Below are 23,201 nucleotides of genomic sequence, written 5' to 3'. Positions count from 1 at the left end.
AGCTTCCTGGGCCCCTGCGGCTTCCGGTCCCCACGAATCTCGAAGTCCATCGCAACCCCTCAGCTGGGGTGTTGCAACGACCCTTAAAACCCAAGGGGCGGGAGGGGGGCTTTCCGGGCGTCAGATCGCGACGGCCTCGATGTTGGGCTCGGTGCCCTTGGCGTCGTCCTTCGCCGGCGAGCCGGCGCCGCGCAGCGGCACCTCGCGCAGGAACACCGCCGCGGCGATCGAGATCACCGCGGCCGCGGCGCCCCAGAGGAAGACGGTGTGCATGCCGTTGGCCACGGCGTGGTGGTACGCGTCCTGGACCGGGGCGGGCAGCGCCCGCAGCGCGGCCGGGCTCAGGGAGCTCGGGTCGCCCTTGCCACCGCCGTTGGCGGCCGCGTCGCCGAGCCGCTCCTTCATGGTCTCGGTCACCCGGTTGTTGAACAGGGCCCCGAACAGCGCCACGCCGAAGGAACCGCCGATGGTGCGGAACAGCGTGGCGGTGGAGCTGGCCACGCCCATGTCCTTGAGCTCCACGCTGTTCTGCGCGACCAGCATGGTGATCTGCATCAGGAAGCCCATGCCGGCGCCGAGCACCACCATGTAGCAGGCCGAGGCGAAGCTGCTGGTGTCGGTGGAGAGCATGGACAGCAGCAGCATGCCGCCGGTCATCACGATGGTGCCGATGATCGGGTAGATCCGGTACTTGCCGGTCTTGGTGACCGCCTGGCCGACCACCAGCGAGACGACCAGCATGCCGAACATCATCGGCATCAGCAGCAGGCCGGAGTTGGTCGCCGAGGCGCCCTGCACGGTCTGCTGGTAGAGCGGCAGGAAGACGGTCGAGCCGAACATCACGAAGCCGACGATGAAGCCGATCAGCGAGACCAGGGTGAAGTTCAGGTTCTTGAACAGGTCGAGCGGGAGCATCGGCTCCTCGACCCGCTGCTCGACGTAGCAGAAGGCGATCAGCGTGGCGGCGGCGAGCGCGCCCAGGCCCAGGATCTGCTTGGAGCCCCAGGCGTACTCCTGGCCGCCCCAGGTGGTGATCAGGGTGAGCGCGGTGATGCCGGTGGTGAGCAGGAGCGCGCCGACGTAGTCGATGCGGGCCTTGCTGCGGACCTTCGGCAGCTTCAGGGTGACCACGACGACGGCGAGCGCGATCACGCCGAGCGGCAGGTTGATGTAGAAGGTCCAGTGCCAGCTCAGGTGGTCGGTGATGAAGCCGCCGACCAGCGGGCCGCCGATGGTGGCGAGCGCCATCACCGCGGCGAACATGCCCTGGTACTTGCCGCGGTCACGCGGCGGGACCAGCGCGCCCATGATCGACATCACGCCGACCATCAGACCGCCGGCGCCCAGGCCCTGGAGGGCGCGGAAGCCGATCAGCTCGTTCATGTTCTGCGAGAGGCCGGACAGCGCCGAACCCACGAGGAAGATCACGATCGAGGTGAGGAAGATGCCCTTGCGGCCGTAGAGGTCGCCGAGCTTGCCCCAGATCGGGGTGGAGGCGGCGGTGGCCAGGGTGTAGGCGGTCACCACCCAGGACAGGTGCTCGGCGCCGCCGAGGTCGCCGACGATCGTCGGCATCGCGGTGCCGACGATCAGGTTGTCGAGCATGGCCAGCAGCATGGTGACCACCAGGCCGATCATGACCAGGCGGATCTCCCGGGGGGAGCGCGTCTGCTGCTCCTCGGGCGTCGTCGTTTCCGGTGCCGGGGTGGCGGCCTTGGGTTGTGACATGGGGTGGTGTCTCCCGGACTGGAGGCGGACGACCGATCTGGCCTGCGGAAGGCTTACTTACTTGTCGCCCGGCTAGTTTGTGGACCGTCGGCACGGTAAGTTGTGCACTAGCCGGTCGTCAAGCCAGTTTCCAGGTCGACCACCGGAACGGGGAGAATGAGTTCGGACGGGCAGGCGTCGACCGGCGCCGGCCGAACGCAGCCACAGCAGTCACCGACGCAGTCAACGAGGCAGGCCATGGGTACGACGCACAGCCCCCGCAGCGACACCCGGGCCCGTATCGTCGCGGTCGCACTGGAGCTCTTCTCCGAACAGGGGTACGAGCAGACCTCGCTCCGCGAGATCGCCGACCGCCTGGGCGTCACCAAGGCCGCGCTCTACTACCACTTCAAGACCAAGGACGACATCGTCCACGGCATCGTGCAGAGCATGGCCGCGCCGATCGACGACACCATCGCCTGGGGCCGCGAGCAGGAGTGGACGCCCGCGCTGCGCGACGAGCTGATCCGCCGGTTCGCGGCGGGCATGTCGGAGCGGGCCCCGCTGCTGCGCTTCTTCCACGAGAACCAGCCCGCGCTGCGCGACTCGCCCGCCGGGGTGGAGTTCAAGGACCGCATGATCGCGATGGTCCGGCTGGTGCACGGCCCGGAGGCCACCTTCGAGGACCGGCTGCGCGCCGCGATGTCGCTGTTCACCATCAACTCGGCCCTGTTCCTGATCAAGCAGGACGCCGCCGAGTGCCAGGAGCCCGGGCACGTCCCGGAGCACGCCGTACCGGTGGCCACCGTGGAGGAGGCGATGGCGGCCGCGCAGCGGGTCGCGCTGGAGATCGGCGCCCTGATCAGCCCCCCGGTCCGGGTCTGAGCGGCCCGGCGCCCGCCCACGAACGCCCGAGGGGCGGACCGGTCGCGTGGACCGGTCCGCCCCTCGTCGTGTGCCGCGGCCTCAGAAGCCGGTGACCCCGTGCCCGGAGAGGTAGGCGATCGGGTTGACCACCGCGCCGTAGTGGTTGCTGGAGCGGATCTCGAAGTGCAGGTGGGGCCCGGTCGAGTTGCCGGTGTTCCCGGAGCGGCCGATCTGCTCGGCGGCCGAGACCCGGTCGCCCGCCGACACCGAGATCGACGACATGTGCGCGTACTGCGCGTACCGCCCGTCGGCCAGCCGCAGCACGACCTCCTTGCCGTAGGCGCCGTCCCAGCCGGCCGACACGACGGTGGCGTTGCCGACCGCCAGCAGCGCGGTGCCCGGGGACACCGCGAAGTCCACGCCGGTGTGGTAGCCGGCCGCGTACTCGGGGTTGGCCACGCCGTACGGGTTGCTGGTCGGCGCGCCCGGCACCGGCGCGGACCACTCGGGCGCGGGGGCCGGGGCGGGTGCGGGTGCGGGGGCCGGAGCGGGAGCCGGGGCGGGCTCGGCGGCCGGAGCCTGGTCGGTGGACGGCGCGGCCGGGGCGGCCGGGGCGGCCGGGGCGGGCGGCTCCGGGGGCAGCAGGTTGGCGGCGACCGCCACGTACTCCTGCGCCGAGCCGTGCTCGTGCGGCAGCTTGTAGGCGCTCGGGCCGGCGACCTGCACCGGCGTGGGGGCGGGCACCGCGGCGGGCGAGGAGGTGAAGGCGGAGCTGCCGGGGGTGGTGGGTACGACCGTCTGCGCCGAGGCGCTGCCGGGGGCGGCGACCAGCAGGGCGCCGGACAGTATCACCGCGCTCGCGCCGATCGCGGTGACGGTGCGGTGCCGGTCGGCCCGCAGCGGGCCCCCGGGGAGCACGTGGCGGGGCGCGGTGAGCGTGCGGAGCGGGGCGGCGTGGGTGCGGACGGCCTGGCCGAGCCGGGGCTGCCAGGCGGCCGCCCGGTTCGCCGCGTCGGCGGCGAGGCGGCGCAGGGCCGGCCCCATGGGCGGGACGGAAGACATCGGTAGCTCGACCTCACGGACGTACGGGGACAGCGCAACGAGCCCGTTCGGGCGTGCTGAGCAGGGACCACTCAGGTGTAACCGTCACCGAGCGGACTCCCAAACGGTGTGACGTACTACGGCGTGTAGTCACCGTCCGGCCGGAGATTCAAGCCGACGGAGTAACGATCATGTGATCCGACAGTAGGGTCACGGCCCGCGTCTCCCGGGGCCCCGCCGCGTCGCGCTACTACCGCCGCTCGTACCACGGGGGGTGCTTGTGACCAGTGCCACCCGGCGCCGGGCTCCGGCCGGGCCCGCGGCGCCCGTGGTGTCCGCACCGCTGACCCCGCGCCGTCCCTGCGGGACCATCGACGCATGTATCCCAACAGGAGCGAAGAGACCGAAGCCGACCGCGGGCCCGGCGTCCAGGAGCGCCGGTACACCGCGCTGCGCGGCTGCGAGCGGCTGCTCTCCGGCACCCGGCCGCGAAGCCTGCGCGAGCGGCTCGCCGCCCTGGCCGAGGAGGGCGAGGGCGCCTACGACCTGGACCGGCGGCCGGACATGTACGGCGACGGCGTGGTGCGGGCCCTGGAGAACCGGGTCGCCGAGCTGCTCGGCACCGAGGACGCCGCGTTCTTCCCCACCGGCACGATGGCCCAGCAGGTCGCGCTGCGGATCCACGCCGAGGCCGCCGCGCTGCCGACCGTGGCCACCCACCCGCTCGGGCACACCGAACTGCACGAGCGGCACGCGCTGGGGCGGCTCAGCGGTCTGCGCAGCGTCTGGCCCACGGTCGCGCCGCGGCTCCCCACCGTGGCCGAGCTGCGGGCCTTCGACGAGCCGTACGCGGCGATGATCCTGGAGCTGCCGCTGCGCGAGGCCGGGTTCGTCCTGCCGTCCTGGGCGGACCTGCTGGCCGTGGCCGCGGTGGTCCGGGAGGAGCACGGCGCCGCGCTGCACCTGGACGGGGCCCGGATCTGGGAGTCGGTGGTGCACTTCGACCGCCCGCTGCCGGAGATCGCCGCCCAGGCCGACTCGGTCTACGTCTCCTTCTACAAGACGCTCGGCGGGATCAGCGGCGCGGCGCTGGCCGGCCGGGCCCGCTTCGTGCGGACCGCCAAGGCCTGGCGGCACCGCTACGGCGGCCAGCTGTTCCAGCAGTGGCCGGCGGCGCTCGCCGCGCTGGCCGGCCTGGACCGCGAACTGCCGCGCCTGGGGCAGTACGTCGCGCACGCCGGGACGGTCGCGGCGGCGCTCGCCGAGGGGTTCGCGGGCGTTCCGGGCGCCCGGGTCCACCCGGCCCCGCCGCACACCCACCAGTTCCAGCTCTGGCTTCCCTACCCCCCGCAGGAGCTGGACCTCGCGGGACTCCGGCTGGCGGAGGAGTCGGGGACGGCCCTGTTCGGCGGCTGGCGCGAGCAGGGCCTGCCGGGGCTGTCGATGACGGAGGTCACGGTGGCCGCGGACGCGCTGGAGTGGACCGGCAAGGACGTCACCGAGGCGGTGGACGCTTTCCTCGCCCTGCTGCCGGACCGGTAGGTCCGACCGGAAGTGCCGCGCGGACCCCGCCGGACGGGCGGACTCCGGCGGCCGCGCGGACCTCTCGCGGACAAGCGTCCGGCCCGCCCCCGCAGCTGCGGGGACGGGCCGGACCGGTGAATCAGTGCCTGGTCAGAGGCTGATCGTCACTGCTCGTTTCGATCAGTTGTCGACCGGGCGGACGCGGATCCAGGTCTCGAGGTAGTTCGAGGACTCGTTCTCGACCTCGATGCTGGTGCCGGTCTTCGGGACGATGACGCTGCTGTACGGGTTGTCCTTCGACCAGTACGACTTGAGGTCGCTGAACTCGTCGACGCCCTTGGCCTTCGGGACGACCGTCTCGACGCCGCTCTTGTGCAGGGTCAGGCTGTCGACCTTGCGCGAGCCGAAGGTCGAGTCGTAGCCCTGGATGCGCGGGCGCATCAGGGTGCCGTCGGTCCACTTGATCGGGGTCGGGTGCGAGTCGACCGGGAGGATCAGGCCGGAACCCGGGTGGTTGGTGACGTTGTTGTCGCTCTGGGAGGTGTCCCACAGCCAGATCAGCAGACCGGCCTGGTAGGGGTAGTGCTCCACCCAGTTCGGCTTGGTGTTGGAGAAGCCGAAGTTGTACGGGCCGGTCTTCAGGGTCCGGTCGTACGAGATGTGCTGGCGGTTCTCGGCGATGTAGTACTGCGCGTAGTCGTTCGAGAACTTGCCGGTGATGCGGGAGAAGCCGTTGGCCGTCCAGCCGTTGTCGCCGTTCTCGGCACCGTCGGTGAAGACGGTGGCGCCGTTGGCGGCGATGGCGATGTCGTCCAGGGCCAGGCCCTTGAGGTGCAGACCGCCGTCGGTGGTGTAGTGGAAGCGGACCTTGACGGCCTTGCCCGCGTAGGCGTCGAGCGAGAACGACAGGTCGCCCCACTTGTTGCCCGAGTTGCCGGTCAGGCCGGCCTTGTCGGCGGCGTTCTTCGGGATCGCGACCCCGTTGAAGGTGCCGTCCAGGGCGGTCCAGTTGGCGCCACCGTCGGTGGAGACCTCGGCGTAGCCGTAGTCGAAGTCCTGCTCGATGTCGTACCAGGCCTTGGCCGTCAGCGCGGCGCTGGTCTTGCCGGTCAGGTCGACGTCACGGGCCAGCGACACGTTGAGGTCGTCGGCGCTGCCGCTCCACCACTCGTTGGCACCCGCGAACGGGGTGTTGATCTCGGTGGTGACGGTCTTCTTCGGCAGGTCGACGACCAGGGCCTGCGGCAGGTTCGAGTTGTACTCGACCGGGCCGATGTGGTGGGTCGTCTCGGTGCCGGCCTTGGCCTTGTCGTACTTCAGCCAGCCGAGCTGGAGCTTGCTCCAGGCGTCGAGGTCGTTCGGCATGTCGCCGATCGAGTTCTTGCCCTCGCCGAGCCAGGAGCCGGAGGACATCAGCGACCAGAAGCCGACCGAGTTGTCGATCCCGCTGCCCGAGGTGTCGTACAGGTCCGGCAGGCCGAGGTCGTGGCCGTACTCGTGGGCGAAGACACCGAGGCCGCCGTTCTCCGGCTGCATGGTGTAGTCACCGATCCAGATGCCGGTGGAGCCGACCGGGGTGCCGCCGAGCAGGTTGTTGGCGGGGCCGGTGGAGCCGGCCTGGGTGCCGTAGACGTACGAGCGGTGGGCCCACAGCGCGTTGTCGCCCTGCTTGCCGCCGCCCGCCGACTGGTCCTCACCGGCGTGCACGATCTGGAAGTGGTCGATGTAACCGTCGGGCTCGTTGAAGTTGCCGTCGTGGTCGAAGTCGTACCGGTCCCACTGGTCGTACTGCGCGATGGTGGCCTTGATCTGAGCGTCCGTCTGGCCCTTGGCCTTCTGGTCGGCGACCCAGGCGTTGATGCCGTCGCGGATCAGGTCCTGCGCGTTGTTGCAGACGTGCTGGCCGCAGTAGTCCGAGCCGTAACGGGCCTCGTTCCACGGGACCTTCACCCAGTCGGTGACCTGGCCGTCGACGGAGTAGCGGCCCGAGGACTGCTTCTCGTAGAAGGTCTTCAGCGAGTCCTGGGTCTTGCTGAAGTACATGTCCTGGTAGTGCTGCTGGTTGTAGTCAGCCTGCCAGAGCGTCGAGTTGTTGGTCGCCGCGTCGGGCTTCTCGATCTGGTTGTGCTGCGGACCGGGGTCCCCACCGAACTTGATCTTGCCGTCCGGGGTCTTCGTGGTGTTGTCCACCTGGTCGCTGAAGTCGACCAGGATGGTGAAGATCTTGTCCGTGCGCTCGCGGGCGAGCTCGACGTACTTGTCCTTGCCCAGCTTGATGCTGGAGCTGCCGCCGTGCTCCTCGACCTTCGCGGTGCCGGCGAGCAGCTGCTCGGTGGCGGCCTTCTGCTCGGCCTCGACCTTCTCGGTCAGCGGGCCCGGCAGGTTGTGGTCCGTCTTGACCGACTGAACGGCGTCAGCGGGGTCCTTCGGCGTGGGCGCCGAGCCGGCCGCGAGGGCCGTGCTCGGGAACAGACCCGCGCCCAGAGCGGCTATGACCGCCCCGGCCGTGGCGGCCGCGGCGGCTTTCCTGGTCATCTTCAACGTTGTGACGTCCTCCCCAAACCGGTCCGGCTCTTGGCCTTCCGGTAAACCAATGAAAGACAGGTGGACGACATTTGATCCAAGCGTGGACGGAAAAGATAGACCTTGACCGTTACATGGCCACACCGCTATGCTCCGCGACTCGCTATCAACTGACGATCCGTCAACAACATTGGCATTAAAGATGCGTGCTTACTGGGTCGCACTCGCACCACCGCCCGACCAGGCCTCCCACCTGCGAGCCCGTGGGGTGGATCACAGTTTTCGTAACGGCACGTAAACGGACTGAGCCCCCGGCGCGAACGCCGGGGGCTCAGACGGTGTGCTGTTATCTGTTAACTGTTACTACTTCGTCAGGTCCGGACCGGACGAGGCAACGGCCGCCGGAGTGTCCGCGACCGCGGACTTCTCCTCGCCGCGGAAGGTGAACTTCGCTTCCTTGCCCTCGCCCTCGACACCGACGACCACGATGTGACCGGCTCGCAGCTCGCCGAAGAGGATCTTCTCGGAGAGGTGGTCCTCGATCTCGCGCTGGATGGTGCGGCGCAGCGGGCGGGCACCGAGCAGCGGGTCGTAGCCGCGCTTGGCGAGCAGCTTCTTGGCCTCGATGCTGAGCTCCAGGCCCATGTCGCGGTCCCGCAGCCGGCCGTCCACCTTGTCGATCATCAGGTCGACGATCTGGATGATGTCTTCCTCGGACAGCTGGTGGAAGACCACGATGTCGTCGACGCGGTTCAGGAACTCGGGGCGGAAGTGCTGCTTGAGCTCCTCGCCGACCTTCGCCTTCATCCGCTCGTACCCGGTGGTGGAGTCGCCCGTGGCCGCGAAGCCCAGGTTGAACCCCTTGGAGATGTCCCGGGTGCCGAGGTTGGTCGTCATGATGATGACGGTGTTCTTGAAGTCGACCACGCGGCCCTGGGAGTCGGTCAGGCGACCGTCCTCCAGGATCTGCAGCAGCGAGTTGAAGATGTCCGGGTGGGCCTTCTCGACCTCGTCGAAGAGGACGACGGAGAACGGCTTGCGGCGGACCTTCTCGGTCAGCTGGCCGCCCTCCTCGTAGCCCACGTAGCCGGGGGGCGAACCGAAGAGCCGGGAGACGGTGTGCTTCTCCGAGAACTCGGACATGTCGAGCGAGATCAGCGCGTCCTCGTCGCCGAAGAGGAACTCGGCGAGCGTCTTGGACAGCTCGGTCTTACCGACACCGGACGGGCCGGCGAAGATGAACGAGCCGCCGGGGCGCTTCGGGTCCTTGAGGCCCGCACGGGTGCGCCGGATGGCCTGGGAGAGCGCCTTGATGGCGTCCTTCTGGCCGATGACGCGCTTGTGCAGCTCGTCCTCCATGCGCAGCAGCCGGGAGGACTCCTCCTCGGTCAGCTTGAAGACCGGGATGCCGGTGGCGGTGGCCAGGACCTCGGCGATGAGTTCCTCGTCCACCTCCGCGACGACGTCCATGTCGCCGGCCTTCCACTCCTTCTCGCGCTTGGCCTTGGCCTGCAGGAGCTGCTTCTCGTCGTCGCGCAGGGACGCGGCCTTCTCGAAGTCCTGCGCGTCGATCGCGCTCTCCTTCTCGCGGCGCACGTCGGCGATCTTCTCGTCGAACTCGCGCAGGTCCGGCGGCGCGGTCATCCGGCGGATGCGCATCCGGGAGCCGGCCTCGTCGATCAGGTCGATCGCCTTGTCCGGCAGGAAGCGGTCCGAGATGTAGCGGTCGGCCAGGGTGGCGGCGGCGACCAGGGCGGCGTCCGTGATGGAGACCCGGTGGTGGGCCTCGTAGCGGTCGCGCAGGCCCTTGAGGATCTCGATGGTGTGCGGCAGCGACGGCTCGGCGACCTGGATCGGCTGGAAGCGGCGCTCCAGCGCGGCGTCCTTCTCCAGGTGCTTGCGGTACTCGTCGAGCGTGGTGGCACCGATGGTCTGCAGCTCACCACGGGCCAGCATCGGCTTGAGGATGCTGGCGGCGTCGATGGCGCCCTCGGCGGCGCCAGCGCCGACCAGGGTGTGCAGCTCGTCGATGAACAGGATGATGTCGCCGCGGGTGCGGATCTCCTTGAGGACCTTCTTCAGGCGCTCCTCGAAGTCACCGCGGTAGCGCGAGCCGGCCACCAGGGCGCCCAGGTCCAGCGTGTAGAGCTGCTTGTCCTTGAGCGTCTCCGGGACCTCGCCCTTGACGATCGCCTGGGCCAGGCCCTCGACCACGGCCGTCTTGCCGACGCCGGGCTCACCGATCAGCACGGGGTTGTTCTTGGTGCGGCGGGACAGCACCTGCATGACCCGCTCGATCTCCTTCTCGCGCCCGATCACCGGGTCGAGCTTGGCCTCGCGGGCGGCCTGGGTCAGGTTGCGGCCGAACTGGTCGAGGACCAGCGAGGTCGACGGGGTGCCCTCGGCGGGCCCGCCGGCCGTGGCCGACTCCTTGCCGCCGCCGGTCTGGTACCCGGAGAGCAGCTGGATGACCTGCTGGCGCACCCGGTTGAGGTCGGCGCCGAGCTTCACCAGGACCTGGGCGGCGACGCCCTCGCCCTCGCGGATCAGGCCGAGCAGGATGTGCTCGGTGCCGATGTAGTTGTGGCCGAGCTGCAGGGCCTCCCGGAGCGACAGCTCCAGGACCTTCTTCGCCCGGGGGGTGAAGGGAATGTGACCGGACGGGGCCTGCTGGCCCTGGCCGATGATCTCCTCGACCTGCTGGCGAACGGCCTCAAGAGAAATCCCGAGGCTCTCCAGGGCCTTAGCGGCGACACCCTCACCCTCGTGGATCAGACCCAGGAGGATGTGCTCGGTGCCGATGTAGTTGTGGTTGAGCATCCGGGCTTCTTCCTGAGCCAGGACGACAACCCGCCGCGCGCGGTCGGTGAACCTCTCGAACATCGTTTATCGCTCCTCAGAGCGGTCGGGCAGTTCGGGGTCGGTCCCCGCCCTGTCCTTCCGCATGCTAGTCCCGCTCAGCGGCGCGGCCCACGGATTCACTCCCCGGTACGGGAGCGAGATGCTGCGCGACCAGCCGACACCAATCCCAACCTGATGCTGGGAGACGGTGTTCCCACAGGTGGGCCGGATGCACCAGATACCGCTACGCCATCGGCGAACAACACCGGCCCCGGCGGATCCGGAGGGTCTCCGGCGGGTCGCACGTACTGCCCCGGACGGTGCGCGGGGCGCCGTCCACCTGCATTCATACCCGGTATTGGGATGGTTCTCGCGCAGTTTCCGCGGTGGCGGTGTTCGCCTGGCGAGAAGTCGGCCGGCGGTGACGGCGGGTCAGCTCCGGCCCTCGGGGTCGGTAGGCCATCCCGGTGGTGTCGGCGTTACCGCTTCGCCCCTACAGCGTTGCACAGCTCGTGATTGTTCCGCCGCCCGATCCGGTGCTGCCCGGGCGGGTGCCCGAAGGGGCGCCCGTGCCCCGGTCCGCTGGCATGCCCGCGGAGCCGGGCGGACGGCCCGGATCGGCCGGGCGGGCCGGGCGGGCACGCGCCGCAGGGCGCGGAGAAAGTTCCTCCGCGCCCCGCGCATGTGCCAGGTGCGCCTCCGGTGACCACCGGGGCCCCGCATCCGCTCCGGCGGTCCGGCGCTGCCGGGATCAGGCCGCGTTGGCCTTGTCGTAGGCCTCGCGGACGGTGCTCGGCACCCGGCCGCGGTCGTTGACCTCCAGGCCCTGCTCCTTGGCCCACGCGCGGACCTTCGCGGTGTCCGGCGCGCTGCCGGACGGGCGCGGAGCCGCGCCGCGGCCCGGGCGCCGGGCGCCGGCGAGCCGGCCGCTCTGCTTGCGGCCCTTCTCCACGTACGGCGCCAGCAGACCGCGCAGCTTGTCCGCGTTGGCGCTCTTCAGATCGATCTCGTAGGCAACGCCGTCGAGCGCGAACGTCACCGTCTCGTCCGCCGAACCGCCGTCGAGATCGTCTTCAAGAATGACCTGCACCCTCTGTGCCACGGGCTTCCCTTTCCGCTAAACGACCCATTGCCTAAGGAAAGGAAAGCGCCTTTCTCCGGAAAACACAAACCCCTGCCCGGGTCGGGAGCCGCTCACAGGTGCAGCAGCATGCGCGAGTTGCCCAGTGTGTTGGGCTTCACCCGCTCCAGGTCGAGGAACTCGGCGACACCTTCATCGTACGAGCGGAGAAGTTCTTCATAGACATCCGTAGCGATCGCCGCCGGGTCTGTCGTACCATCATCGGTTTCCTGGACCTCGCCGATCTCGACGAAACCGTGTTTCGCGAAGAAGGGCACCTCGAACGTCAAGCAGAAAATCCGACGGACGCCGAGCCACCGCGCGGTCTGCAGCAGCTTCTCCAGCAGCAGGTGGCCGACCCCGTGGCCGCGGCAGGACGGGTCGACCGCGAGGGTGCGCACCTCGGCGAGGTCCTCCCACATGACGTGCAGCGCGCCGCAGGCCACGACCGCCCCGGTGTCGTCGCGTTCGGCGACCCAGAACTCCTGCACGGATTCGAACAGGGTGACGGTGGGCTTGTCGAGCAGAATGCCGTCACGGGAGTAGGCGTCGATGAGCCCGCGCACTGCCCGCACGTCCGTGGTCCGCGCCCGGCGGATGGTGACCTCCATGGCGGGACGTTATCGTGCCGGCGCCGGTCCGGTCCCCCCGGTATCCGGCCCGGACTCCGCGGAATCCGGCCCGGCCGGATCGGTCGGGAACAGAGCGGCCACCCGCAACGCGTCGCGCAGCGCCTCCCGTTGCTCGGGCGACATGAGGCCGAAGAAGTGCACCAGGGCGGCCGCGGGATTGTCGCTGGTGGCCCAGGCGTCGTTCATCAGAGCCGCCGTGTAGGCCTCGCGGGACGAGACCGGTTCATATCGATAGGCCCGCCCGGCGCGGTCCCGGCGCAGCCAGCCCTTTCTGTGGAGCTTGTCCAGGACGGTCATCACGGTGGTGTACGCGATTTCCCGTTCCGACCGCAGATCCAGCAGAACCTCGCGAACCGTGACCGGTCGGTTCCACCGCCACACCCGGGTCATGATGGCGTTCTCAAGTTCGCCGAGTTGCCGGACCATAGTGCGGCCAGGATAGGGAGTGAATGGGGCAAATCTTGTGAAGTGCGGCAAACCGGCGCGCCGCCACCCCGGGAATCGGGAATGGCGGCGCGCCGGTGCTCGCGGGCGGGGACGGGGTCAGTCGACCGCGTCCTCCTTGGCCTTCTGGGCCCCGCCCTGGCTGCGGATGATGGCCCGCACCAGGAAGCCGAAGCCGATCGCCATGACCAGCGGCGGGACGATCGCGCTGACGTAGTCCATCAGGTCACTCCTCCTCGGTCCTGTCCGCCGCCGCGGTGGCGGCGGACGCCTTGGGCTCCGGCTTCACGAGCGGGAAGAGCACGGTCTCCCGGATGTTCTTGCCGGTGAGCAGCATGATCAGGCGGTCCACCCCGAGGCCGAGGCCGCCGGTGGGCGGCATCGCGTACTCCAGGGCCCGCAGGAAGTCCTCGTCGACCTGCATCGCCTCGACGTCGCCGCCGGCGGCCAGCAGGGACTGCGCGGTCAGCCGGGCGCGCTGCTCGACCGGGTCGACCAGCTCGGAGTATGCGGTGCCGATCTCGGTGCCGAAGATCACCAGGTCCCACTTCTCGGCCACGCCCGCGACCGAGCGGTGCTGGCGGGTCAGCGGCGAGACCTCGGTCGGGTAGTCCTTGATGAAGGTCGGCGCGACGGCGTTCTCCTCCAGCAGGCGCTCGACCATCTCCAGCACGATCTGGCCGTGGCCCCAGTCCTTCTCGAACGGGATGCCGTGCGCGGCGGCCAGCTCGCGCAGCTCCTCGACGCCGGTCTCCGGGGTCACCTCGGTGCCCAGGTGCGCCGAGATGCCGGGGTACACGCTGACCTCCGCCCACGGCTCGGCCAGGTCGATCTCGTGCTCCACGCCGTGCGGGTCGAGGCCGCGGATCACCGTGGTGCCCAGCGCGTCCCGGGCGGCGTTGATGATCGTCGCCCGGATCAGCTCGGCCTGGGTGTCGTAGTCGCCGTAGGCCTCGTAGGACTCCAGCGAGGTGAACTCCGGGTTGTGGGTGGAGTCCGCGCCCTCGTTGCGGAAGTTGCGGTTGATCTCGAAGACCTTCTCCGCGCCGCCGACCACCAGCCGCTTGAGGTACAGCTCGGGGGCGATGCGCATGAACAGGTCGATGTCGTACGCGTTGATGTGGGTCTTGAACGGACGCGCGTTGGCGCCGCCGTGCACCGGCTGCAGCATCGGGGTCTCGACCTCGATGTAGCCGCGCTCCTCGTAGGTGCGGCGGATCGAGCGGACCACCTTGCTGCGCAGGTGCAGGATCTCGCGGGCCTCGGGGTTGACGATCAGGTCGACGTACCGCTGGCGGACCCGGGCCTCCGGGTCGGTCAGGCCCTTGTGCTTGTCCGGCAGCGGGCGCAGGCACTTGGCGGTGAGCGCCCAGGCGTCCACCATGACCGACAGCTCGCCGCGGCGGGAGGTGATCACCTCACCCTCGACGCCGACCTGGTCGCCGAGGTCGATGTCGGACTTCCAGGCCGCCAGCCGCTCCTCGCCCAGCTTGTCCAGGGAGAACATCACCTGGAGGTCGCCGCTGCCGTCGCGCAGGGTGGCGAAGCAGAGCTTGCCGCCGGTGCGGGAGAGGATCACCCGGCCGGTGATGCCGACCCGCTCGCCGGTCGCCGTGTCCGGCGCCAGGTCCGGGTGCTTGGCCCGGAGGTCGGCGATGGTGCTGGTCCGGGGGAAGCCGACCGGGTACGGGTCGACGCCGGCCGCCCGGAGCCGGTCCAGCTTCTCGCGCCGGACGCGCATCTGCTCGGGGAGGTCGTCGGTCGCGGGGATGGGGCTCTGATCGCTCACCCCCCCAGGGTAGCCAGCCCCGGACCGCCGCTCCGCCACGGGTTGGCCGTGCCGCTCGCGGCGTCGGCCGCACGCCGGAGGGGGAGACCGCCGGTGCGGTCTCCCCCTCCGGGGGCGGGGCGGTCAGCCGGTGCCGGTGGCCAGCTCCAGCTCCTCGTCGGGAGTGGCGGGCGGGGCGGGCCGGGCCGGCGGCCGGGGGCGACGGCCGAAGAGCTCGGCGGGGGTCGGCATCCGGTGCGGACGGGGCTGGGGGGCGTCGGGCTGCTCTGCGCCGGGCTCGGTGCTGCTCATCGGGATCCGTCCTCCAACAGGGGTGGGGAGACTGCTCGGGGGTGCGGCGGGGCTCGGTACGGCGACGAGGTGGCGCTGGCCGGTGGTGAGGGCGAGCCGCTCGCGGACGGCCGCCTCGGCCAGTGCGTGGCAGCGCCCGGCCAGCCGCGAGCGGCGGGCCCGCTCGGTCTGGCCGCACGGCTGACGGGTCAGCCCGCGCAGCGCGGTGAGGTCCTCGGGCGCGGGGAGGTAGCCGTCGGCCACCGCCTCCTCCAGGCGTTCCAGGTAGCCGGCGGCGCTGCCGGGCAGCGCCGCCCGGTAGCGGCCGAGGTCGGCGAGCAGGAAGGCGCGCAGCCGGCCGCCCTCCTGGACGGCTTCGTCGATCGCCTCGGTCAGGCGCAGGGCGTCCTGGACGTCCTCCGCCCACAGCTCGGCGCCCGCGCCGGCGAACGGCAGCCGGTCGGAGACCTGGAAGTGGACGGGGACGGCGGGGTGCAGGGCTTGGGCGAGGGCGCGGCGCAGCACGCGGACTTCGTCGGCGCTGAAGGCCATGCCGCCGCGCGATCCGTGTGGCGTAGGCATGGGCTGACACTACGTGAGGAATATCCGATTTGTCGGTAACGTCGCGCCGATCCCCCACGTTTGGCCCGGTGAATGTCCGGTGGACGAACGACCGCCCGTTCAGCGCCGCAGGGCCTCGGCGGGCTGGATCCGGGCCGCGCGCCAGGCCGGGTAGGCACCGGCCAGCAGCCCGGTGGCCAGCCCGGCGACCGGGGCGGCGGCCACCGTCGCCGGGGACACCACCGGGGTCCAGTCCCGGGCCAGCGCCACGCCGAGCACCGTCAGCACCCCCAGCGAGCTGCCGACCAGGCCGCCCAGCAGCCCCAGCGAGCCGGACTCGCAGAGGAACTGGCCGGTGATGTGCCGGCCGCGGGCGCCCAGCGCGCGGCGCAGCCCGATCTCACCGGTCCGCTCCAGCACCGCGACCAGGGTGGTGTTGGCGATCCCGACGGCCCCGATCACCAGGCAGATCCCGGCGAGCAGCAGGAAGAGCCGGTCGAGGTCGGAGGTGACGCCCGAGCGCAGGGTGCGCGGGTCCGGGGGCGGCGTCACGGTGAAGTTCTGCGGGTGGGCCGGGTCCAGCGCCAGCGCGGCCTCGTCGGCGATCTGCCGGGCGGCGCCGATCCTGGTGGCGACGAGCATCTTCGCGCGGTCCCCGGTGGGGCCGCCCCAGAGCCGGGTGGCGGCCCCGCGCGGCACGACCACCGAGAGCAGCAGGTCGGGCCGGCGCCGGACGTCGTCGACGATGCCGATGACGGTGAACGGCCGGCCGGCCAGGAACACCGCGGGCTGGGTGTCGAGCGTGCCGATCCCGAGCCGGGCGGCCAGGGCGGAGCCGAGCACCGCGACCTGCCGCCCGGTGGTGTCGTGCCAGGCGTCGAAGGTGCGGCCCTCGGCCAGGTGCGGCTCGGCCGCCGTGAGGACGCCGGCCGAGGCCGCGATCACGGTCGCCTGCTCGCCGCCGGAGGGCCGGCCCACCGGCGCGGCCCGGACCGACCCGGCGGGCAGCTGGACCGGCCAGTAGACGCCGGCCGCCTCGACCCCGTTCAGCCGCTGGATCCGGGCGTCGGCGTCGGCGGGGAAGGAGAGCGGGGTGAGGTCCGGTCGCGGGCCGCCGGTGTCCTCGACGCTCACCTCGGTCGCGGTGAGCACGCTGAAACGGGAGTCGATCCGGGCCGAGGCGGTGGCCGTCAGCCCGAGCACGGCGACGAAGGCGCCGACCCCGAGGACGGTGCCGAGCGCGGTCAGCGCCGAGCGGGCGGGCCGCTGGAGCACGCCGGCGAGGGCCTCGGCGAGCAGGTCCCGCGGAAGCAGCCGGGTGGGCTCGACGGGGCGGGGGCGGCCGCGCCGCCTCATCCGGCGCCCACCTCCCGCAGCATCCCGTCGCGGATCGCCACCGTCCGCCGGCCGCGGGCGGCCACCTGCGGGTCGTGGGTGATCAGCAGGAGGGTCAGGCCCTGCGCGTGCAGGTCGTCCAGCAGGGTGAGGACGGACCGGGCGGTGGCGGTGTCCAGGTTGCCGGTCGGTTCGTCGCAGAGCAGCAGCGCCGGCCGGCCGACCAGCGCGCGGGCGATCGCGACCCGCTGGCGCTCGCCGCCGGAGAGGCGGGACGGCAGGGCGTCCGCCCGGTGGCCGAGGCCCACCCGGACCAGCGCCTCGCGGGCCCGCTCGCGCCGCTCGGCCGCTGCCCGGCGGCCCCGGGCGGCGGTGTACAGCAGGGCGAGCGCGACGTTCTCCGCCGCGCTGCGGTGCGGGAGCAGGTGGAAGGACTGGAAGACGAAGCCGATCCGGCGCCCGCGCAGGGCGGTGCGGTCGCCGTCGGCGAGCGGGCCGGTGTCGACGCCGTCCAGCAGGTACCGGCCGGTGGTGGGGGCGTCCAGCAGGCCGGCGATGTTGAGGAAGGTGGACTTGCCGGAGCCGGACGGGCCGGTCACCGTGACGTAGTCGCCCGGGTCGACGGCCAGGTCGCAGGGGGCCAGGGCGGTGACCGGCGGCGGTCCGGGGTAGGTCAGGCCGACCCGGCGGAACTCGACCAGCGGGGCGCTCACCGGGTGCCCGCCCGGACCCCGACGATCACCTGGTCGCCGGGCCCGAGCGCGCCCCCGGCCAGCGGGCGGACCTCGGTGCTGCCGCCGCCGACCATGCCCGGGGTCACCTCGACCCGTCGGCGCCCTCCGCCCTCGTACACCGTCACCACCGTCCGGCCGTCCGCCGTCGCGGAGACGGCGGAGAGCGGGACGACCAGCACCGGACCGGCCGAGGAGGCGGCCCGGACGGTGAGGCGGACGTCCTGGCCGGCCAGCCTCGGGTCGAGCGGGGCGTCCGGTTCGACCACCAGCGGGTAGCCGGTCCGGTCCGTGCCGGGCTGCCGGGCGCCGCCGCCGGGCGCGGTGCCGGTGCCGCTGCCGGACGGGGGTCCCTCGCCGGGGGTGTCGGCCACCGCGGTCACCGTCGCGGTCGCGGTGGTGCCGGTCACCTCGGAGAGGATCTCCACCTGCTGGCCCGGGCGGACCAGACCCTTGTCGGGGGCGGTCAGGCTGCCCTTCACGACCAGCGCCCCGGCCGAGACGGTCAGCACGGTGCCGGTGACCTCGCCACCGACCCGGCCGGCGACGCCGTCCACCCGGGCCGGGAAGCCGGTGAGGAAGAGCAGTTCGGCGGCGGGGACCATCGGGCCGACGGTGGCCCGGACGTCGGCGGCCTTCTTCCGGAGCCCGGTGAGGTCCTCGCCGGCCCGGGTCACCTGTTTGCGGGCGGTCTCGACGGCGGTGCGGGCCGCGTCCACCGGGCTCTCGCCTACCGGGGCGCCGGCCGGTTCGCCGGCCGGGGCGCCGGGCGTCGGCGCGGCGGACCGGGCCCGCTCGGCGGCCAGCGCGTCGTCGAGCCGCTTCTGCGCGGCCTTCAACGCGTCCCTGCCGTCCGCCAGGGCCCGCTCGCCGCCCGTCACCGCGTCCTGGGCGGCCGACACCTGGGCGTCGCCGTCCGGCGAGGCCGGCCGCGGGTCGTAGCCGCGGGCGGCGTAGAAGGCCGTCACCGCCGCCCCGGTGGCCGCGCCGTAGCGCCCCGCGGGGTCGCCGTCCGAGCCGAACCCGAGCTCCTTCAGGGCCTGTTGGAGCTGCTCGACGTCCTGCCCGGTGGCGCCCGGCCGGAGGTCCCGGTACACCGGGAGGCCGCCGCGGAGGGCGAACACCGGCCGCCCCGAGACCTCCAGCACCGACTGCCCGGCCGCGACCTGGTCGCCGGTCCGCACCGGGAGCTTGGTGACCACCGGCTTGGCGCCGGCCGGACCGCCGCTCCCGGCCGGGGCCACCTCGACCGTCTGGCCGGCGCCGACCTGGCCGCGGAGCACCACCGAGTCGGTCAGCACGCGCTGCTCCACGGCGGCCGTCAGGACGTCGGGCGGCGGGGGCTCGCTCTCGGCGGCGGCCTGCGCGGGCGACCTGATCACCAGTGAGGCGGCCAGCCCGGCCCCCGAGACGGCCGCGGCGACCAGCGTGACGGCCAGCAGCAGCCGCCCGCGGCGGCGCAGCACCGACCCGCCGGGGCCCGGCGGCGGCGCCCCGGGGCCGGTGGCCGGGCCGTCGTCCTGAGCGGCCCCGGACCCTTCGACGATCGACACGCCCCACCCTCGATCCGGCTTCCGGGCCGCCCGACCGAGTGGCCCCGTACGGTTCGCCCGCCCCGTACGTGACGGGGCGGCAGTGCCTCGGCCTGGGCGGGCGGGCTCGTCGGGCGGGCCGGACGCGCGCCCGCACCCCCCGGTGCCCGCCGGTCCCCCCGGCCGCGGGACGGGCGTGCTGCCCCGTCCCGGGGCGTGAAACTAACACAGCGCGGGGGCCCGCCGGCCGGGTTCGCCCGCAACGGCGGGGCGGCTGCGGGGAACTGCGGGGGAATGTCCCGTTCGGGCCGTGCGGCGCCGGGTGGGTGCGGCGAACTCCCGGCTCAGCTGGGCCGGTTGCGCTCGTACACCAGGCGCAGGCCGATCAGCGTCAGCCAGGGCTCGTGGACGTCGATGGTGCCGGCCTCGCCGAGCACCAGCGGGGCCAGTCCGCCGGTGGCGATGACCTGGACGTCGTCCGGGTCCTTGGCGAGCTCCTTGGCCATCCGGTCGACCAGGCCGTCGACCTGGCCGGCGAAGCCGTAGAGGATGCCGGACTGCATGCCCTCGACGGTGTTCTTGCCGATCACGTTGCGCGGGCGGGCCAGCTCGATCTTGCGCAGCTGGGCGCCGCGCGCGCCGAGCGCCTCGACCGAGATCTCGATGCCGGGGGCGATCGCGCCGCCCACGTAGTCGCCGCGGGCGTTGATCGCGTCGAAGGTGGTGGCGGTGCCGAAGTCGACCACGATGCACGGGCCCCCGTACAGGTGGTTGGCGGCCAGCGCGTTGACGATCCGGTCGGCGCCGACCTCCTTGGGGTGGTCCATCAGGACGTGCACGCCCGTCTTCACCCCCGGCTCCACGATCACCGCGGGGACGTCGCCGTAGTAACGGCGGGTCACCTCGCGGAACTCGTGGAGCACGGAGGGGACGGACGAGCAGATCGCCAGGCCCTCCACCGCGGCCTCGTTGACCGCGGTGTGCGAGCCCATCAGGCCCTGCAGGAGCACCGCCAGCTCGTCGGCCGTGCGGCGCGGATCGGTGGAGATCCGCCAGTGCTCGACCACGTCCTCGCCGTCGAACAGGCCGAGCGTGGTCTGGGTGTTGCCGACGTCGATGGTGAGCAGCATGGGGTGCCTTCTGCGTGAGGGGTGATCAGAGGTGATCAGGCGCGCAGGTCCAGGCCGATGTCCAGGATCGGCGAGGAGTGCGTGAGCGCGCCCACGGCCAGGTAGTCGACCCCAGTCTGGGCGACCTCGCGCGCGCTGGCCAGGGTCAGTCCGCCGGACGCCTCCAGCCGGGCGCGCCCGGCCACCAGCTCGACGGCCTCCTTCAGCTGCGGCACGGTGAAGTTGTCCAGCAGGACGAGGTCGGCCCCGGCCTCCAGCACCGGCGGGATCTGCTCCAGGGTGTCCACCTCGACCTCCACCGCCAGGTCGGGGTAGGCGGCCCGGACGGCCCGGAACGCCTCGGCGACACCGCCGGCCGCGACCACGTGGTTGTCCTTGACCAGGGCGGCGTCGGAGAGCGCCATCCGGTGGTTGGCGCCGCCGCCGCAGCGGACCGCGTACTTCTGCAGCGCCCGCAGGCCCGGGGTGGTCTTGCGGGTGTCGCGGACCACCGCGCCGGTGCCCTCCAGGGCGTCCGCCCAGGCACGGGTCGCGGTGGCGATGCCGGAGAGGTGGCAGAGCAGGTTGAGCGCGCTGCGCTCGGCGGTCAGCAGGTCGCGGGTGCGGCTGCGGACGGAGAGCAGCACCTGGCCGGCCTCGACGCGGTCGCCGTCCTCGACGTGCCGCTCGACCTCGAACTCCTCCTCGCAGACCAGCGAGACGACCGCCTCGGCGATCCGCAGGCCCGCGACCACACCGGCCTCGCGGGCGGTGAAGTCGGCGGTGGCGACGGCGTCGGCGGGCACCGTGGCGACCGAGGTGACGTCCTCGCCGCCGGCCAGGTCCTCGGCCAGCGCCAGGGTGGCGATGTCCTCGACCTCGATCGGGTCGAGGCCGGCCTCCTCCAGCAGCTCGGCGAGCCGCGGGTCCAGGCCGGTCTCGTAGCCCTCGCCGTCCCCGCACGCGCAGCCGTCGCCGCAACCGCCGGCCATCGGGAGTTCCTCGTGGGAGTGGGTCATGGTTCTACTGCTCCTCAGGGGTGCTGACAAGGTCGCCGGAGGCGGTGAGGGTGGTGATCAGGTGGCGCTGCCAGTGGGCGTCGTCCCGCTCGGGGAAGTCCTCGCGCCAGTGGCAGCCGCGGGTCTCGGCGCGCCGGGCGGCGGCCGTCACCAGGGCGGTGCCGACCAGCAGCAGGTTGGCGGCCTCCCAGGTCTCCACCCGGGGGTCGGCCGGCTTCTCCTCGGCGACGTGCGCCAGGGCCTGCTCGGCGATCAGGGCGAGTCCGGCGGCCGTGCCGGCCATCGACGAGGCCGAGCGCAGGACGCCCGTGCCGCGCGACATCAGCCGCTGGATCTCGGCCCGCGCCTCGGGGGCGGGCAGCGGCACCGGGCGGGCGGCCCGCGCGGCGGCGACGTCCACCGAGCGCTCGGGCAGTTCGTCCGCGCGGTGCCGGGCGGTCAGGTCGGCGGCGATCCGCTCGGCGAAGACCAGGCCCTCCAGCAGGGAGTTGGAGGCCAGCCGGTTGGCGCCGTGCACCCCGGTGCAGGCCACCTCGCCGCAGGCGTACAGCCCGGGGACGGTGGTGCGGCCGGTCGGGTCGGTGCGGATGCCGCCGGAGGCGTAGTGCGCGGCCGGGGCGATCGGGATCGGCTCGGTGACCGGGTCGATGCCGTGCGCGCGGCAGGTGGCGAGGATGGTCGGGAACCGCTCCTCCCACATCCCGGCGCCGAAGTGCCGCCCGTCCAGGTACATGTGGTCGGTGTCCAGGAGCTGCATCCGCTGGGTGATGGCCTTGGCGACGATGTCGCGCGGGGCCAGTTCGGCCAGCTCGTGCTGCCCGAGCATGAAGCGGGTGCCGTCCCCGTCGACCAGGTGCGCGCCCTCGCCGCGGACCGCCTCGGAGACCAGCGGCTGCTGGCCCTCGGCGTCCGGGCCGAGCCAGAGCACGGTCGGGTGGAACTGCACGAACTCCAGGTCGGTGACCTCGGCGCCGGCCCGCAGCGCGAGCGCCACGCCGTCGCCGGTGGAGACCGCCGGGTTGGTGGTGGCGGAGTAGACCTGGCCCATGCCGCCGGTGGCGAGGACCACCGCGCGGGCCCGGATGGCGCCGACGCCGTCGCGCTGGCCCTCGCCCATCACGTGCAGGGTGAGGCCGGCGGCGTGGCCGTCGGCGTCGGTGAGCAGGTCGAGGACGAGGGCGTGCTCGATCAGCTCCAGACCCGGGTCGGACCGGACGGCGGTGACCAGGGCGCGCGATATCTCGGCGCCGGTGGCGTCCCCGCCGGCGTGCGCGATCCGGCGGCGGTGGTGGCCGCCCTCGCGGGTGAGCTGGATCTCGCCGTCGTCGCCGCGGTCGAAGGCGGCGCCGGTGGCGATCAGGTGGCGGACGGCCTCCGGGCCCTCGGTGACGAGCGTGCGGACGGCCTCCTCGTCGCAGAGCCCGACACCGGCCACCAGGGTGTCGGCCAGGTGCTGCTCGGGGGTGTCGCCCTCGCCCAGGGCGGCGGCGATGCCGCCCTGGGCCCAGCGGGTCGACCCGTCGTCGAGCATCGCCTTGGTGACCACCATGGCCCGCAGGCCGGCCTTGCGGACGTTGAGGGCGACGGTGAGTCCGGCCACGCCGGAGCCGACCACGACGATGTCGGTGGTGGCCGTCCAGCCGGGGGCGGGGGCGGTGAGGCGGTGCGTGACGGGCATGGCGTTCAGTGGCTCCTTCAGCGCGCGGCGGTCGGGGCCGCGCCGTTGCCGTCACGGTACGCCGCGTCGCCGCGGAGCAGCCCGGTGCCCTCCCCGGCCTCGGCGGGGTCGCCGCCCATGCCGGTGATCCGGTTGTCGGCGTCCACGAAGACCACCTTCGGCAGGTAGCCCTTGGCCTCGGCGGTGTCCATCTGCCCGTAGGCGATGAGTATGACGAGGTCGCCGGGGTGGACCAGGCGGGCGGCGGCGCCGTTGATGCCGATCACGCCGGAGCCGCGCGGGCCGGCGATGGTGTAGGTCTCCAGCCGGGCGCCGTTATTGATGTCGACGATGTGGACCAGCTCGCCGGGGAGCAGGTCGGCGGCGTCGAGCAGGTCCTCGTCCACCGTGACGGAGCCGACGTAGTGCAGGTCGGCCTGGGTCACGGTGGCCCGGTGGATCTTGGACTTGAGCATGGTGCGGAGCATGGGGTCACGCC

The 23,201-nt window shown here is 72.4% G+C and carries 19 protein-coding genes; 2 read left to right on the top strand and 17 right to left on the bottom strand.

Going from position 1 to position 23,201, the window contains the following annotated elements; genetic code table 11:
- Nucleotides 1–120: 120 nt before the first annotated feature.
- Complete coding sequence (locus ABZ495_RS07860) at nucleotides 121–1,728, bottom strand: MDR family MFS transporter (RefSeq protein ID WP_359805174.1); 1,608 nt, start codon at nucleotides 1,726–1,728, stop codon at nucleotides 121–123.
- A gap of 237 nt (nucleotides 1,729–1,965) precedes the next feature.
- On the opposite strand from ABZ495_RS07860, the gene ABZ495_RS07855 reads away from it, so the two are divergent.
- Nucleotides 1,966–2,592: a helix-turn-helix domain-containing protein gene (locus ABZ495_RS07855; protein WP_352286128.1), complete on the top strand. Its 627-nt coding sequence runs from the start codon at nucleotides 1,966–1,968 to the stop codon at nucleotides 2,590–2,592.
- 81 nt (nucleotides 2,593–2,673) lie between these two features.
- On the opposite strand, the gene ABZ495_RS07850 is transcribed toward ABZ495_RS07855, so the two are convergent.
- Nucleotides 2,674–3,636: a M23 family metallopeptidase gene (locus tag ABZ495_RS07850; protein WP_359834922.1), complete on the bottom strand. Its 963-nt coding sequence runs from the start codon at nucleotides 3,634–3,636 to the stop codon at nucleotides 2,674–2,676.
- Between the two features lie 357 nt (nucleotides 3,637–3,993).
- Between ABZ495_RS07850 and ABZ495_RS07845 the strand changes: the two genes are divergently transcribed.
- Nucleotides 3,994–5,157, top strand: coding sequence for a beta-eliminating lyase-related protein (locus ABZ495_RS07845; RefSeq protein WP_359805170.1), 1,164 nt, complete (start codon nucleotides 3,994–3,996; stop codon nucleotides 5,155–5,157).
- Nucleotides 5,158–5,319: 162 nt separating this feature from the next.
- Here the strand turns inward: ABZ495_RS07845 and ABZ495_RS07840 are convergent, their stop codons facing one another.
- The 15 genes from ABZ495_RS07840 to panD form a co-directional block, all read right to left on the bottom strand.
- Nucleotides 5,320–7,674 (bottom strand): immune inhibitor A domain-containing protein, encoded by a 2,355-nt coding sequence (locus tag ABZ495_RS07840; RefSeq protein WP_359834920.1) that lies wholly within the window; start codon nucleotides 7,672–7,674, stop codon nucleotides 5,320–5,322.
- A 351-nt stretch (nucleotides 7,675–8,025) separates the two neighbouring features.
- On the bottom strand, nucleotides 8,026–10,545 hold the full coding sequence (locus ABZ495_RS07835; protein WP_329488353.1) for an ATP-dependent Clp protease ATP-binding subunit: 2,520 nt from the start codon (nucleotides 10,543–10,545) through the stop codon (nucleotides 8,026–8,028).
- A 709-nt stretch (nucleotides 10,546–11,254) separates the two neighbouring features.
- Nucleotides 11,255–11,605: an Lsr2 family protein gene (locus tag ABZ495_RS07830; protein WP_329488352.1), complete on the bottom strand. Its 351-nt coding sequence runs from the start codon at nucleotides 11,603–11,605 to the stop codon at nucleotides 11,255–11,257.
- Nucleotides 11,606–11,697: 92 nt separating this feature from the next.
- Nucleotides 11,698–12,234: an amino-acid N-acetyltransferase gene (locus ABZ495_RS07825; protein WP_329488351.1), complete on the bottom strand. Its 537-nt coding sequence runs from the start codon at nucleotides 12,232–12,234 to the stop codon at nucleotides 11,698–11,700.
- A 9-nt stretch (nucleotides 12,235–12,243) separates the two neighbouring features.
- The gene (locus tag ABZ495_RS07820) at nucleotides 12,244–12,681 is read right to left on the bottom strand and encodes a BlaI/MecI/CopY family transcriptional regulator (protein ID WP_329488350.1); all 438 of its coding nucleotides are present in this window, start codon (nucleotides 12,679–12,681) and stop codon (nucleotides 12,244–12,246) included.
- 117 nt (nucleotides 12,682–12,798) lie between these two features.
- On the bottom strand, nucleotides 12,799–12,921 hold the full coding sequence (locus ABZ495_RS07815; RefSeq protein ID WP_329488349.1) for a hypothetical protein: 123 nt from the start codon (nucleotides 12,919–12,921) through the stop codon (nucleotides 12,799–12,801).
- A gap of 4 nt (nucleotides 12,922–12,925) precedes the next feature.
- On the bottom strand, nucleotides 12,926–14,488 hold the full coding sequence (gene lysX, locus ABZ495_RS07810; protein ID WP_329488347.1) for a bifunctional lysylphosphatidylglycerol synthetase/lysine--tRNA ligase LysX: 1,563 nt from the start codon (nucleotides 14,486–14,488) through the stop codon (nucleotides 12,926–12,928).
- A gap of 123 nt (nucleotides 14,489–14,611) precedes the next feature.
- On the bottom strand, nucleotides 14,612–15,340 hold the full coding sequence (locus ABZ495_RS07805; RefSeq protein ID WP_359805166.1) for a hypothetical protein: 729 nt from the start codon (nucleotides 15,338–15,340) through the stop codon (nucleotides 14,612–14,614).
- Nucleotides 15,341–15,439: 99 nt separating this feature from the next.
- Entirely contained in the window at nucleotides 15,440–16,675 is a 1,236-nt protein-coding gene (locus ABZ495_RS07800) for an ABC transporter permease (RefSeq protein ID WP_359834918.1), read from the bottom strand.
- On the bottom strand, nucleotides 16,672–17,367 hold the full coding sequence (locus ABZ495_RS07795) for an ABC transporter ATP-binding protein (protein WP_359834916.1): 696 nt from the start codon (nucleotides 17,365–17,367) through the stop codon (nucleotides 16,672–16,674). The genes ABZ495_RS07800 and ABZ495_RS07795 overlap by 4 nt, the downstream gene beginning before the upstream one ends.
- The gene (locus ABZ495_RS07790) at nucleotides 17,364–18,938 is read right to left on the bottom strand and encodes a peptidoglycan-binding protein (protein WP_359834914.1); all 1,575 of its coding nucleotides are present in this window, start codon (nucleotides 18,936–18,938) and stop codon (nucleotides 17,364–17,366) included. Before ABZ495_RS07790 ends, ABZ495_RS07795 begins: the two co-directional genes overlap by 4 nt.
- Before the next feature lie 323 nt (nucleotides 18,939–19,261).
- The gene (locus ABZ495_RS07785; RefSeq protein WP_352286146.1) at nucleotides 19,262–20,047 is read right to left on the bottom strand and encodes a type III pantothenate kinase; all 786 of its coding nucleotides are present in this window, start codon (nucleotides 20,045–20,047) and stop codon (nucleotides 19,262–19,264) included.
- 35 nt (nucleotides 20,048–20,082) lie between these two features.
- Nucleotides 20,083–21,045: a carboxylating nicotinate-nucleotide diphosphorylase gene (nadC, locus tag ABZ495_RS07780; RefSeq protein WP_329488339.1), complete on the bottom strand. Its 963-nt coding sequence runs from the start codon at nucleotides 21,043–21,045 to the stop codon at nucleotides 20,083–20,085.
- Between the two features lie 4 nt (nucleotides 21,046–21,049).
- The gene (locus ABZ495_RS07775) at nucleotides 21,050–22,723 is read right to left on the bottom strand and encodes an L-aspartate oxidase (RefSeq protein ID WP_359834912.1); all 1,674 of its coding nucleotides are present in this window, start codon (nucleotides 22,721–22,723) and stop codon (nucleotides 21,050–21,052) included.
- Between the two features lie 17 nt (nucleotides 22,724–22,740).
- On the bottom strand, nucleotides 22,741–23,190 hold the full coding sequence (gene panD, locus ABZ495_RS07770) for an aspartate 1-decarboxylase (protein WP_329488337.1): 450 nt from the start codon (nucleotides 23,188–23,190) through the stop codon (nucleotides 22,741–22,743).
- Nucleotides 23,191–23,201: the final 11 nt, after the last annotated feature.

It is taken from the genome of Kitasatospora sp. NPDC005748 (assembly GCF_040630735.1).
Taxonomy (GTDB): Bacteria; Actinomycetota; Actinomycetes; order Streptomycetales; family Streptomycetaceae; genus Kitasatospora.
The sequence above is the reverse complement of the archived record's forward strand: the minus strand, read 5'-3'. Positions and strand labels throughout refer to the sequence as shown.